The 13,460-nt window shown below is 68.7% G+C and carries 10 protein-coding genes; 4 read left to right on the plus strand and 6 right to left on the minus strand.

Going from position 1 to position 13,460, the window contains the following annotated elements; genetic code table 11:
- Positions 1 to 61: 61 nt before the first annotated feature.
- Genes M2283_RS18760 through ctaC form a run of 3 tightly spaced genes read right to left on the minus strand, consistent with a single transcriptional unit; the run spans position 62 to position 3,149 of the window.
- Positions 62 to 460, minus strand: coding sequence for a cytochrome c oxidase subunit 4 (locus M2283_RS18760; protein ID WP_280877412.1), 399 nt, complete (start codon positions 458 to 460; stop codon positions 62 to 64).
- Positions 457 to 2,193: an aa3-type cytochrome oxidase subunit I gene (gene ctaD, locus M2283_RS18765; RefSeq protein WP_280877413.1), complete on the minus strand. Its 1,737-nt coding sequence runs from the start codon at positions 2,191 to 2,193 to the stop codon at positions 457 to 459. The genes M2283_RS18760 and ctaD overlap by 4 nt, the downstream gene beginning before the upstream one ends.
- Complete coding sequence (gene ctaC / locus M2283_RS18770; protein ID WP_280877414.1) at positions 2,190 to 3,149, minus strand: aa3-type cytochrome oxidase subunit II; 960 nt, start codon at positions 3,147 to 3,149, stop codon at positions 2,190 to 2,192. The genes ctaD and ctaC overlap by 4 nt, the downstream gene beginning before the upstream one ends.
- 258 nt (positions 3,150 to 3,407) lie before the next feature.
- On the opposite strand from ctaC, the gene M2283_RS18775 reads away from it, so the two are divergent.
- Positions 3,408 to 4,784, plus strand: coding sequence for a cysteine desulfurase/sulfurtransferase TusA family protein (locus M2283_RS18775; protein ID WP_280877415.1), 1,377 nt, complete (start codon positions 3,408 to 3,410; stop codon positions 4,782 to 4,784).
- Between the two features lie 58 nt (positions 4,785 to 4,842).
- Here the strand turns inward: M2283_RS18775 and M2283_RS18780 are convergent, their stop codons facing one another.
- Positions 4,843 to 5,817, minus strand: coding sequence for a carbohydrate kinase family protein (locus tag M2283_RS18780; protein WP_280877416.1), 975 nt, complete (start codon positions 5,815 to 5,817; stop codon positions 4,843 to 4,845).
- Positions 5,818 to 5,947: 130 nt separating this feature from the next.
- On the opposite strand from M2283_RS18780, the gene M2283_RS18785 reads away from it, so the two are divergent.
- Complete coding sequence (locus M2283_RS18785; RefSeq protein ID WP_280877417.1) at positions 5,948 to 6,157, plus strand: hypothetical protein; 210 nt, start codon at positions 5,948 to 5,950, stop codon at positions 6,155 to 6,157.
- 169 nt (positions 6,158 to 6,326) lie between these two features.
- Positions 6,327 to 8,231, plus strand: a complete 1,905-nt coding sequence (locus tag M2283_RS18790; protein WP_432423095.1) for a hypothetical protein — start codon at positions 6,327 to 6,329, stop codon at positions 8,229 to 8,231.
- Between the two features lie 133 nt (positions 8,232 to 8,364).
- On the opposite strand, the gene M2283_RS18795 is transcribed toward M2283_RS18790, so the two are convergent.
- Positions 8,365 to 8,721 (minus strand): iron-sulfur cluster assembly accessory protein, encoded by a 357-nt coding sequence (locus M2283_RS18795; RefSeq protein WP_280877419.1) that lies wholly within the window; start codon positions 8,719 to 8,721, stop codon positions 8,365 to 8,367.
- A gap of 276 nt (positions 8,722 to 8,997) precedes the next feature.
- Here M2283_RS18795 and nadA point away from each other — a divergent pair, with 276 nt between their 5' ends.
- Entirely contained in the window at positions 8,998 to 10,182 is a 1,185-nt protein-coding gene (nadA, locus tag M2283_RS18800; RefSeq protein WP_280877420.1) for a quinolinate synthase NadA, read from the plus strand.
- Positions 10,183 to 10,233: 51 nt separating this feature from the next.
- Here the strand turns inward: nadA and M2283_RS18805 are convergent, their stop codons facing one another.
- Positions 10,234 to 13,338 carry an efflux RND transporter permease subunit gene (locus M2283_RS18805; protein WP_280877421.1) on the minus strand — a complete coding sequence of 1,035 codons (3,105 nt, stop codon included), beginning with the start codon at positions 13,336 to 13,338 and terminating at the stop codon, positions 10,234 to 10,236.
- Positions 13,339 to 13,460 lie beyond the last annotated feature (122 nt).

Raw genomic sequence — 13,460 nt, forward strand, 5'->3', positions numbered from 1 at the left:
CAAAAGCAGGAGCCCGGACTCTCCTGACGGAGTGTCCGGGCTCCAGAGCTCGCCGGGCGTGCTACTGGGTGCGGCTCTCACCGCGGTAGTACTCGAAGACCCAGCCGTACAGGCCGACCATGAGGATCGGCGCCGAGAAGTACAGCAGCCACCAGCCGATCGCGATCGACAGGAAGGCGAGCGCGCCGCCGATGCCGAGGGCGAGCGGCTGCCAGCTGTGCGGGCTGAAGAACCCGACCTCGCCGGCGTCGTCCGCGACGTCCGCCTCCTTGTTGTCCTGTGCGCCCGCGTCGACCCGCCGGGCGGTGAAGCCCAGGTAGAAGCCGATCATGATGCACAGGCCGAAGGCCAGGAAGAGGGCCGTGGTACCGGCCGGCTCCTTCGACCACACGCCATAGACGACTGCCATGGCGAGGACGAAGACGCTCAGCCACATGAACATCTTGCCCTGGATCTTCACTTGCCGGTCTCCTTGCCACCCGCGAGGGCCTTGTCACCGTGAGGCGCGTTCTCGAGCTGGTCGAGGGCCGCGATCTCGGGGTGGTGCAGGTCGAACGCCGGGGATTCGCTGCGGATCCGCGGCAGGGTGAGGAAGTTGTGCCGCGGGGGCGGGCAGGAGGTCGCCCACTCCAGCGAGCGGCCGTAGCCCCACGGGTCGTCGACGCCGACCGGCTTGCCGTACTTGGCCGTCTTCCACACGTTGTAGAGGAACGGCAGGATCGACATGCCGAGCAGGAACGAGCTGATCGTCGAGATCGTGTTCAGGGCGGTGAAGCCGTCGGCCGCCAGGTAGTCGGCGTAGCGACGCGGCATGCCCTCGGCGCCCAGCCAGTGCTGGACGAGGAAGGTGCCGTGGAAGCCGATGAACAGCGTCCAGAACGTGATCTTGCCGAGGCGCTCGTCGAGCATCTTGCCGGTCATCTTCGGCCACCAGAAGTGGAAGCCGGCGAACATCGCGAAGACGACCGTGCCGAACACCACGTAGTGGAAGTGCGCCACCACGAAGTAGGAGTCCGAGACGTGGAAGTCCATCGGCGGCGAGGCAAGGATGACGCCGGTCAGACCACCGAAGGTGAAGGTGATCAGGAAGCCGGTCGCCCAGAGCATCGGTGTCTCGAAGGACAACGATCCCTTCCACATGGTGCCGATCCAGTTGAAGAACTTCACGCCGGTTGGCACGGCGATGAGGAACGTCATGAAGGAGAAGAACGGCAGCAGCACGCCGCCGGTGACGTACATGTGGTGCGCCCACACCGTCACCGACAGGCCGGCGATGGCGATGGTGGCGCCGATCAGGCCCATGTAGCCGAACATCGGCTTGCGGGAGAAGACCGGGATGACCTCGGAGATGATGCCGAAGAACGGCAGCGCGATGATGTACACCTCTGGATGGCCGAAGAACCAGAAGAGGTGTTGCCACAACAGCGCCCCGCCGTTGGCCGCGTCGAAGACATGTGCCCCGAACTTCCGATCCGCCTCCAGCGCGAACAGCGCGGCGGCGAGAACCGGGAAGGCCAGCAGGACCAGGACGGCGGTCAGCAGCACGTTCCACACGAAGATCGGCATGCGGAACATGGTCATGCCCGGCGCGCGCATGCAGATGATGGTGGTGATGAAGTTGACCGCGCCCAGGATGGTGCCGAAGCCGGAGAACGCCAGACCCATGATCCACAGGTCGGCGCCGATGCCCGGCGAGCGCACCGCGTCCGAGAGCGGGGAGTAGGCGAACCAGCCGAAGTCGGCGGCGCCCTGCGGGGTGAGGAAGCCGCCCACGGCGATGGTGGAGCCGAACAGGTAGAGCCAGTAGGCGAACATGTTCAGCCGCGGGAAGGCGACGTCGGGGGCGCCGATCTGGAGCGGCATGATCCAGTTCGTGAAGCCGGCGAACAGCGGCGTCGCGAACATCAGCAGCATGATCGTGCCGTGCATCGTGAACGCCTGGTTGAACTGCTCGTTCGACATGATCTGCAGACCGGGCCGGGCGAGCTCGGCGCGCATCAGCAGCGCCATCACGCCGCCGATCAGGAAGAACGCGAACGACGTGACGAGATACAGCGTTCCGATGGTCTTGTGGTCCGTGGTGGTCAGCCACTTGATGACCACGTTGCCGGGCTGCTTGCGCCGGACCGGAAGCTCGTCGGCGTAACCGCCTTCAGCCGCCGCGGCACCCTGGGGTTCATTGAGGATGCTCACAGGTTGTTCGTCTCCCGGTTCTTCTCGTGGCTCGTCTGCGCGATGCCGGCGGGAACGTAACCGGTCTGCCCCTTCTTGGCGAGGTCCTTGAGGTGCTGCTCGTAACGCTCGGGGGAGACGACCTTCACGTTGAACAGCATCCGCGAGTGGTCGACGCCGCAGAGCTCGGCGCACTTGCCCAGGAAGGTGCCCTCCTTGTTGGGGGTCACCTGGAAGGAGTTGGTGTGGCCCGGGATGACGTCCATCTTCATCAGGAACGGCACCACCCAGAAGGAGTGGATGACGTCACGCGAGGTGAGGACGAAGCGGACCGTCTCCCCCTTCGGGAGCCACAGCGTCGGGCCGGGGTTGTTCGTCTGCGGGTTCCGCGTGCCAGGCGTACCGACGTCGTAGACACCACCGGCGTTCGCCGGGAAGTCGTCCTTGAAGCGGTCCGGGATGGCGGCCAGGTTCGCGTCTGTCTTCGCGTCACCTGTGGAACCGTCGACGGGCTCGATGTAGTTGAAGCCCCAGCTCCACTGGAAGCCGACGACGTTCACCGTGACGTCGGGCTTCTTGTCGAGGCTGAGGATCTTCGTCTCGTCGCGTGCTGTGAAGTAGAAGAGCACCGAGACGATGACGAGCGGAACAACCGTGTACAGCGCCTCGATCGGCATGTTGTACCGGGTCTGGGGAGGAACCTCGATCTTGGTGCGGCTGCGCCGGTGGAAGATCGTGCTCCAGATGATCAGGCCCCACACCAACACGCCGGTGGCCAGCGCGGCGGCCCAGGACCCCTGCCACAGGGAGAGGATCCGCGGAGCCTCTTCCGTGGTCGGGGTGGGCATACCAAGGCGGGGGAAGTCCTTGTATGTGCAACCGGTGGCGGTCGCCAGGACCAGGCCCGCGGTCATTGCCTGCAGCAGCTTCCGCCGCATCGGGCGCCGCGGCGAGCGGTCGGAGCCGTTGGGACTCACGTAGCGCCTTCCCGAGAGTCTCGCCCGCGCGGTATGGCTGCGGCCTGGCCTTCTCGGTGGTCGGTCGCCGTCCTGCGTCGGGCAGGGGTTTGGATGTTTATGCGGACCAAACCCTAGCCGACGCTCTCCGAGGGTTCGCGGGGAGGGGTACCTACTCGGTTGGGGGTTCGCTTGATTGGCGGCTGCGGGTGCGTTGTGGCTTGTCGCGCAGTTCCCCGCGCCCCTTCGTTGACGCACCCGGCGTCTTAACGTTGCCGTGTGTCCTACTTCGATGCTGCCTCCTCCGCACCCCTCCATCCCGTCGCGCGTCAGGCGCTGTTGGCGTCTCTGGACGAAGGGTGGGCTGACCCCTCGCGGTTGTACCGGGAAGGGCGGCGGGCTCGGATGTTGCTCGATGCCGCCCGGGAAGCGGCTGCGGAAGCGGTCGGCTGTCGGCCGGACGAACTGGTCTTCACACCTTCCGGCACACGGGCCGTGCACACCGGAATGGCGGGCGTGTTGGCGGGGCGGCGGCGCGTCGGGGGTCACCTGATCGTGTCAGCTGTCGAACACTCCTCCGTGCTCCATTCGGCCGATGTCCACGAAGCCGACGGGGCGACGGTCACCCAAGTCGCGGTGGACCGCACGGGATCGGTGGACGTGCGGTCGTACGCGGATGCCCTCCGGCCGGACACCGCGCTTGCCTGTCTCCAGTCGGCCAATCACGAGGTGGGGACCGAGCAGCCGGTGGGGGCGGTGGCCGAGGTGTGCCGGGCGGCCGGGGTGCCGTTGCTGGTGGACGCGGCGCAGTCGTTGGGGTGGGGGCCGGTCGAGGGTGACTGGTCGGTGCTCACGGCGAGTGCGCACAAGTGGGGCGGGCCGGCGGGGGTCGGGCTGCTCGTCGTACGGAAAGGGGTGCGGTTCGCGCCGCAAGGGCCCCTGGACGAGCGGGAGTCGGGGCGGGCGGCCGGGTTCGAGAACCTGCCGGCGATCGTCGCGGCGGCGGCCTCGCTGCGGGCGGTGCGCGCGGAGGCGGCCCAGGAGGCGGTACGGCTACGGGAGTTGACGGACCGGATCCGGGCCCGGGTGCCGGAGCTGGTGCCGGACGTCGAGGTGGTCGGGGATCCGGAGCGGCGACTGCCCGGGATCGTCACCTTCTCCTGTCTCTATGTCGACGGAGAGACGCTCCTGCACGAGCTGGACCGAGCGGGTTTCTCCGTCTCGTCCGGATCCTCCTGCACGAGCAGCACCCTGACCCCGAGCCACGTGCTCAGGGCGATGGGAGTCCTGAGTGAGGGCAATGTGAGGGTTTCGCTGCCGCCGGGGACTCCGGAGGCGGATGTCGAACGGTTCCTGGAGGTACTGCCGGGGGCGGTGGCGGCAGTGCGGGAGAAACTGGGCGCGTCCCTGCCGATCACCATCGCGACTGAGGACGCCCTCATCGTGGACGCCCTGGGCAAGCGCTGCCCGATCCCCGTCATCGAACTCGCCAAGGTCATCGGCGAGGTCCCCGTGGGCGCCACGATCCGCGTTCTGTCCGACGACGAGGCAGCTCGCCTGGACATCCCGGCGTGGTGCGAGATGCGGAACCAGGAGTACGTAGGCGAGGAACCGGCGACGGAGGGTACGGCGTACTTGGTACGCCGGCTGAGCTAGTCGCCGGCAGGGGCGCGGGGAGCTGTGCGACCGGCCCCCACGCGCCGCACCCGGCAACTCAGCCCAGATGCCCCTGAACCTCGGCCGCAGCATCATGCCCGTACGCCTTGGTGAAGCGGTCCATGAAGTGCCCACGCCGCAACTGGTACTCCTGCGTACCCACCGTCTCAATGACGAGAGTCGCCAGCATGCAGCCGACCTGCGCGGCACGCTCCAGAGAAACACCCCAGGCAAGACCGGACAGGAACCCGGCACGGAAGGCGTCGCCGACACCCGTCGGGTCCGCCTTGCGCTCCTCCTCCGCACAGCCGACCTCGATCGGGTCCTCACCCACCCGCTCGATACGAACGCCACGCGAACCGAGGGTCGTCACCCGGGTCCCGACCTTCGCCAGGATCTCCGCGTCGCTCCAGCCCGTCTTGGACTCGATGAGCCCCTTCTCGTACTCGTTGGAGAAGAGATACGTGGCCCCGTCCAGCAGGATCCGGATCTCGTCGCCGTTCATGCGGGCGATCTGCTGGGAGAAGTCCGCGGCGAAGGGAATCGCCCGGGACCGGCACTCCTCGGTGTGCCGGAGCATGCCCTCCGGGTCGTCCGCGCCGATCAGCACGAGGTCGAGACCGCCGACACGATCCGAGACGGCCTTCAGCTCGATCAGCCGGGCCTCGCTCATCGCTCCGGTGTAGAAGGAGCCGATCTGGTTGTGGTCGGAGTCGGTGGTGCACACGAAGCGGGCGGTGTGCAGGGTCTCGGAGATCCGCACCGAGTCGGTGTCGACGCCGTGCCGCTCCAGCCAGCCGCGGTACTCGTCGAAGTCGAAGCCGGCCGCGCCGACCAGGATCGGCTTGGTGCCCAGCTGGCCCATGCCGAACGCGATGTTCGCGCCGACGCCGCCCCGGCGTACGTCGAGGTTGTCGACCAGGAAGGAGAGCGAGACCGTGTGCAACTGGTCCGCGACGAGCTGGTCGGCGAAGCGGCCGGGGAAGGTCATGAGGTGGTCTGTGGCGATGGAGCCGGTGACTGCGATGCGCACGGCGGGGACTCTCCTGTGGGGAGACGGATTGACAGTTCACGCTACCGGGTCGTAGCCGGGCTCTGAAGCCGCCAAAACTACCCGATAGTAGATCTTTCTTCGCGGGCGGAAGCGTGCCTACGGTTCCGGTATGACGAACCTCAAGGTCCACACGCCCGCTCCGGCCGATCTGGAAGGCGACCTCGCGTCGCTGCGCGGCGACTGCGCACGGATGGCACCGCACTGGACGGCGCCCGTCCGGATCGCCGCGCTGCCGGTCTCCCCGTCGCTGATCCATGGTGTGACGGTGCCCTCGAGGTCGGCTCGACTGCTGGACGAGATGTCGGACTACGGCGACTGAAACCAGCTCGACCGTACGTATCGGCGCGTTCCAGGGAACCGCGCGCTCCCCCGCCGCGTCCCATCGCCGTCCCCTTTAAGGGGGATGCGGGGTACGACCCTCCCACCGGCCGTTCTGGCAGGGCCGGGTCAGGGTCAAGGGACAGTTGCGCGGCCGAAGGAGCGATGCGGTGAACACCGAGCGACCCGATGACGACACCCCTGCCTCCGGCGGTGAGGCGGCAAAGGGCGAGCCGGAAGCCGGAGCCTCCGGCAGTGAGGCCGTGAGGGGAGCGGAAACCGGAGCCCCCGAAGACGCTGCGCAGACCTCCAGTGCTGAGGAAACGCCTGCCGTGGCTTCCGGCGCTGAGGAAGCGCCCGTCGAGGCCTCCGGTGCCGGGGAAGCGCGCGCCCGTGATGACGAGGGTGCCGAGTCCCAGGCCCCCGGCGCGGAAGCAGGTGTCCGTGACGGCGCGGACACCGAGTCCGAGGCTCCCGGCGCGGAAGCCGGTGACGCCGAGACCGCCGGGGCATCGGCCGACGCACACGCTCCCGTCCCCGAAGAGGCGCCGGATGCCGGTGAAGCCGACCTCGGGTCCGCCGAAGTTCCCGGCCCACACGAGTCCGAGGACACCCCGCCGAACCGACGGCGTCCCCGCGTTCTCGTCGCCTCCGTCGCCGCCGCGGTGCTGCTCGTCGGTGGCGGTGGAGCGTATCTCGCGGCCACGGCCTCCGGCGGAGACGGAGGCTCCGACCCAGGGGCCGCAGCCTCCGGAGGAGACGGTGGTACTCCCCCGCAGCTCGTGCTCGACGGCTACGCCGAGAGTGGTTCGAACGGGATCGCGCCCGGGGAGCCGAATCCCTACGGCGTGACGTACAAGGTCGACGGCAGCCTGCCCGACGGGCCGGACTCGGCGCCCGTGTACCGGGCGACGGGTGAGGTCACCAAGGACGAGGTGACCCGGCTGGCGAAGGCGCTCGGGGTGGACGGGTCGCCGGTGGTGAAGGGGCAGGCCTGGCAGGTCGGGCCGGACAAGGACGGTTCGGGGCCGAGCCTGGTGGTCGACAAGGCGGCGCCGGGCACCTGGACCTTCCACCGGTTCGCGGCCGGCACCGACGCCTGCAAGAGCATGACGGTGTGCCCGCAGGATCCCGCGAACCCGGCCGGCGACACGGTGAGCGAGGCGGCCGCGAAGAAGGCGGCCGCGCCGGTCCTGAAGGCGATCGGGCAGGACGACGCGAAGGTGGACGCGAGCCAGGTCATGGGCGCCCAGCGGGTCGTGAACGCCGATCCGACGGTCGGCGGGCTGCCCACCTACGGCTGGACGACCGGCATCACGGTGAGCGCGCAGGGCGAAGTGGTCGGCGGCACCGGCCAGTTGAAGGCGCCGGTGAAGGACGACACGTATCCCGTGCTGAGCGCCAAGAAGACGCTGGCCCTGATGAACGCGGCGCCGACGACCGACCACCGCATGGGCATCGGCGGCTGCGCCAGTTCCGTACCGCTGAAGGACCGTCTCGAAGCGCCGTGCGGGTCGTCGACGAGTCAGCCGACGCGGGAGACGGTGACCGTCGGGGACGCGGTGTTCGGGCTGGCCGCGCGGTCCGTGGACGGGCGGCAGGCGCTGGTGCCTTCGTGGCTGTTCCAGGTGCGGTCGGCCGGGGCGGCGGACGCCTTCCGGGTGACGTATCCGGCGGTGGACCCGAAGTATCTGGCCTCGCCCTCGACCACGCCGACCGGTGAGCCCTCCCCGACGGCGTCCACGCCGGGCGACGAGCCGACCGCGGCTCCGGAGCCGCGGGACGTGGAGGTGCAGGGTTACTCGGCCGACGGGCGGGAGCTGACCGTGACCTTCACCGGCGGGGTGTGCGCCGACTACAAGGCGACGGCGAGCGAGAGCGGGGACGAGGTGACCGCCACGGTGACCGAGACGCCGTGGAAGGACAAGGTCTGCATCATGATCGCCAAGGAGATCCAGAAGACGGTCCGGCTGGACGAGCCGCTGGGTGACCGCAAGGTCGTGGGGTCGGGCGGCAAGGGGATCCCGTTGGAGAAGGCGGGCGCGCGGCTGCCGCAGGCGTCGATGGCGCAGTAGCCGCCCCGGGTCCGGCGGACGACACGAAAGACGTCCGGCGGACAACACGAAGGCGGCGGCCCAGTCGGAGGGGGCCGCCGCCTTCGTCGTGTTCAGTTACTTCGATCCGGCACTGCAGTCCGGTACTTCAGGCTTAGCTGAAGGAGTCGCCGCAGGCGCAGGAACCCGACGCGTTCGGGTTGTCGATCGTGAAGCCCTGCTTCTCGATCGTGTCCACGAAGTCGACGGAGGCGCCGCCCAGGTACGGGGCGCTCATGCGGTCGGTGACGACCTTGACGCCGCCGAAGTCCTTGACGACATCGCCGTCGAGGGAGCGCTCGTCGAAGAAGAGCTGGTAGCGCAGGCCGGAGCAGCCGCCGGGCTGAACGGCGACGCGCAGGGCCAGGTCGTCACGGCCTTCCTGGTCGAGCAGGGCCTTGACCTTCGCCGCGGCGGCGTCGGACAGGATGATGCCGTCGGTGACGGTGCTGGTCTCGTCCGATACGGACATCTACATCTCTCCCGGGTTGTACGGAGACTGCTTGCCGACAGTTGCAACCGGCGTGGCCGCGGATTCATTCCGGGCCGGGTGGCGTTCTTTTCGCCTGTTCCTCTTCTGTTCCACCATCCATGCTCGCACACGCCCGCAAGGTCCCCCACCGACTGCGTACGGGGATTGATGTCACATCGACGCTATGGGCATCGTCAAACTGACGTGAAGCAGTTATGATAGATAACGTCAATTCGACGAGAAGGTATGTCCCGCAGAACAGAAAGGGTGTGTGTCGTGACCACCGCCCAGACCCAGGAGCTCGACGTACAGCCGACGCCCCTCGCCCTGCTGCTGCTCGGCCGCGAGGCCGACCCGAAGAGCGAGCGGGGCGTCGAGTGTCCCGGTGACCTGCCCTCGCCGTCCGACCCCGACCTGGTCGAGCGGGCCCGCGCGGCCAAGGAGAGGCTCGGCGACAAGGTCTTCGTGCTCGGCCACCACTACCAGCGCGACGAGGTCATCCAGTTCGCCGACGTCACGGGTGACTCGTTCAAGCTGGCCCGGGACGCGGCCGCGCGCCCGGAGGCCGAGTACATCGTGTTCTGCGGTGTGCACTTCATGGCGGAGTCCGCGGACATCCTGACCTCCGACGACCAGAAGGTCGTGCTCCCGGACCTGGCGGCCGGCTGCTCGATGGCCGACATGGCCACCGCCGAGCAGGTCGCCGAGTGCTGGGACGTGCTGACCGAGGCCGGCATCGCCGAGCAGGTCGTGCCCGTCTCGTACATGAACTCCTCCGCCGACATCAAGGCGTTCACCGGCAAGCACGGCGGTCTGATCTGCACCTCCTCGAACGCGGAACGCGCGCTCGACTGGGCCTTCGAGCAGGGCGAGAAGGTCCTCTTCCTGCCGGACCAGCACCTGGGCCGCAACACCGCGGTGCGCGATCTGGGCCTGTCCCTGGAGGACTGCGTCCTCTACAACCCGCACAAGCCCAACGGCGGGCTGACGGTGGAGCAGCTGCGCGCCGCGAAGATGATCCTGTGGCGGGGCCACTGCTCGGTGCACGGCCGCTTCTCGCTGGAGTCGGTCGAGGACGTCCGCGCCCGCATACCCGGGGTCAACGTCCTGGTGCACCCCGAGTGCAAGCACGAGGTCGTGGCGGCGGCGGACTACGTCGGCTCGACCGAGTACATCATCAAGGCCCTGGAGGCGGCCCCGGCCGGCTCGAAGTGGGCCATCGGCACGGAGCTGAATCTCGTCCGCCGGCTCGCGAACCGTTTCGCGCCCGAGGGCAAGGAGATCGTCTTCCTCGACAAGACGGTCTGCTTCTGCTCGACCATGAACCGCATCGACCTCCCCCACCTGGTCTGGACCCTGGAGTCCCTGGCCGAGGGCAAGCTGGTCAACCGCATCGAGGTCGACAAGGAGACCGAGGCGTTCGCGAAGCTGGCGCTGGAGCGGATGCTCGCGCTGGCGTAGGCCGTGCGAAAGGGCCGGGTCCCCGACGGGACCCGGCCCTTCGCCGTGCTGTCAGACGCCGGCCGGTTCCCGCACCTCCGGCTCCTTCTCGATCTGCCGCTTCGCCGCGCGCTTCGTCGCCCGCCGCTCCTTGCGGAGTTCGAGCATCGCGTAGAGCGTCGGTACCAGGAGCAGGGTGAGCAGGGTCGACGTGATCAGGCCGCCGATGACGACCACGGCCAGCGGCTGGGCGATGAAGCCGCCCTCGCCGGTGACGCCCAGGGCCATCGGGAGCAGGGCGAAGATCGTCGCCAGGGCCGTCATGAGGATCGGGCGCAGACGGTGCCGGCCGCCTTCCACCACGGCCTCGACGACGCCGTAACCCTGCTTGCGGTACTGGTTGATCAGGTCGATCAGCACGATCGCGTTCGTCACCACGATGCCGATCAGCATCAGCATGCCGATCATCGCGGGGACGCCCATCGGGGTGCCGGTGACGATCAGCAGGCCGATCGCGCCGGTCGCCGCGAACGGGATGGAGACCAGCAGGATCAGCGGCTGGGCGAGCGAACGGAAGGTCGCGACCAGCAGTATGAAGACGATCGCGATCGCCGCCAGCATGGCCAGGCCGAGGTTCTTGAACGCGTCGTCCTGGTCCGAACTGACCCCGCCGATCTGCGCCGTGGCACCCGCCGGCAGCTTCAGGGCGTCGACCTCGGTCTGCAGCTTGCCGCTCACCGCGCCCGTGTTGTCGCCGGTCGGCCGCGCGGTGATCGTCGCCGCGCGCTGGCCGTCGATACGGGTCATCGAGACCGGGCCGTCAACCACCTTCACCGTGGCGATGTCGCCCAGCTTCACCGCGCCGAGCTTGAGGTTCCGCAACTGGGCCAGGGTCGCCGCCGGCTTGGCCGACTTGATGACGACGTCACGCTCGGTGTCGTCGAGGATCGCCTTGGCCGCCGTGGTGCCCTTCACCGCCTCGGTGACCGCCGCGCCGAGGGTCTGGTCGTTGAAACCGGCCGCCGCCGCCTTGGAGTTGGCCTTGACCGAGATCCGCGGCACGCTCTGCGACAGGTCGCTGGACACGTCCGTGACGTCGTCGAGGCCGGCCACGGTCTTGCGTACCTCTTCGGCCGCCGTGCGCAGCACGCCCCCGTCGGCCGCCTTCACGACCACGCTCAGGTCCTGGTTGCCGAAGCCGTCGCCGCCGGAGACGGTGGTGGTGCCGATGCCGGTCAGCTTCTTCAGGCCGGACTCGATGCCGTCCTGCACGTCCTCGTAGGAGGCCGAGTCGTCCAGCATCACCTGGTACGAGGCCTGGTTGGTGTCCGTGCCGCCGCCGAAGGCCGCCATGAAGCCGGACGAGCCGATGGTGACCTGGTAGTCCTTGACGCCCTTGGTGCCGGCGAGCAGCCGCTCGACCTTCTTCGCCTGCGTGTCGGTGGCCGCCAGGCTGGTGCCGGGCTTCAACTCCTGCTTGACGGTGAGGACTTCCTGCTCGCCCTGGTCGAAGAAGTTCGTCTTCAGCAGCGGCGCCATGCCGAACGTACCGATCAGGATCACGGCCGCGAGCAGCACGCTGGTCAGCCGGCGGCGGGTCGCGAAGCGCAGGACGGGGACGTAGATCCGCTGCAGGCGGCTCCTCGCCTCCTTCTCCTCGGCCAGCCGGCGGGCCTGGTCGGCGTCGTCCGGCGTGTTCTTGGGGGCGCGCAGGAACCAGTACGACAGGACCGGTACGACCGTCAGCGACACCAGCAGCGAGGCCAGCAGGGCCGCCGTGATCGTCAGGCTGAACGAGCCGAACAGCTCGCCCACCATGCCGCCGACCAGGCCGATCGGCAGGAAGACGGCGACCGTGGTGAGGGTCGAGGAGGTGACCGCGCCGGCCACCTCGCGGACCGCCTTGAGGATGGCGTCCTCGCGCTCCTCGCCGTAGCCGAGGTGCCGTTTGATGTTCTCCAGGACCACGATCGAGTCGTCGACGACCCGGCCGATGGCGATGGTCAGCGCGCCCAGCGTCAGCATGTTGAGCGACAGGTCGCGCGTCCACAGGACGATCAGGGCGAGCACGACCGAGAGCGGGATGCTCACCGCGGTGACCAGGGTCGAGCGGATCGACGCCAGGAACACCAGGATGACCAGGATCGCGAAGAGCAGGCCGAGCGCGCCCTCGGTGGTCAGGCCGCTGATGGACTTGGAGACCGCCGGGCCCTGGTCGCTGACGACCGTGATGGTCGCGGCCGAGCCGACGTCCTTGCGCAGGTCGGGCAGCTTGTCCTCGACCGCGTCGGAGATGGCGACCGCACTGCCGTCGTGGTCCATGGTGACCGACACCGCGAGGCTCGGCTTCCCGTCGGTGCGGGTGATGGAGTCGGAGGTGGCCTGCTGCTGCTCGACGGTGGCCACGTCCCCGAGGCGCACCGGCTTCCGGCCGCCCTCGCCCGTGACCATCAGGTCCTGGATCTGCGTCAACGAGGTGAAGCCGCCGCCCACTTGGACGGTCCGGTTGGCGCCGTCCTCGTCGAAGGAGCCCGCCGGGACGGTCGCGCCGCCCGCCTGCAGGGCCTGGCCGAGGGCGACCGTGCTGAGACCCGCCCGCGCCAGCTTCGCGTCGTCGGGCGTGACGGCGACCTGGAGGTCCCGCACACCGTCGACGGTGACCTGGCCGACGCCGTCGATGCCCTTCAGGTCCGGTACGACGGTCCGGTCGAGCCGGTCCGCGAGGGCCTGCTGGTCATGGTCGGAGGTGACGGCGAGGACGACGGTCGGGATGTCGTCCGTGGAGCCGGCCACGACCTGCGGGTCGACGTCGTCCGGGAGCTGGACGCGGGCCCGGTTGACGGCCTGCTGGACGTCGGCGACGAGCTGCTTGGTGTCGTTGCCGTAGTCGAAGGACGCCATGATCACGGCGTTGCCCTCGCTCGCCGTGGAGGTGACGCCGGTGATGCTGTCGACGGCTTCGAGGTTGTCCTCGATCGGCTCGACGACCTGCTTCTCCACGACGTCGGGCGCGGCGCCCTGGTAGGGCGCGATCACGGACACCATGGGCAGTTCGATGGAGGGCAGCAGTTGCTGCTTGAGCTGCGGTATCGCGATCGCTCCGAAGGCGAGCACGATGATGGACATCAGACCGATCAGGGCCCGTTGCGCGAGGCTGAATCGGGACAGCCAGGACATGGGTGAGGATTCTCTCTTCTGGGAGCGGCAGAAGGGCATGAGTTGACAGCGGACGCACAGATGAGCACCCGCACTCACACCCTGAGCCATCGCAGAGCCCGGATTCCTAGCCCCCAGGTGCC

The sequence above is a fragment of the Streptomyces pseudovenezuelae genome (assembly GCF_029892565.1).
Classification (GTDB): Bacteria; Actinomycetota; Actinomycetes; order Streptomycetales; family Streptomycetaceae; genus Streptomyces; species Streptomyces pseudovenezuelae_A.

What these genes read in the sequence shown, in the direction of transcription:
- M2283_RS18795 (WP_280877419.1), bottom strand. Translation starts at nt 8,721, where the DNA reads ATGTCCGTATCGGACGAGACCAGCACCGTCACCGACGGCATCATCCTG.
- M2283_RS18805 (WP_280877421.1), bottom strand. Translation starts at nt 13,338, where the DNA reads ATGTCCTGGCTGTCCCGATTCAGCCTCGCGCAACGGGCCCTGATCGGT.
- M2283_RS18785 (WP_280877417.1), top strand. Translation starts at nt 5,948, where the DNA reads ATGACGAACCTCAAGGTCCACACGCCCGCTCCGGCCGATCTGGAAGGC.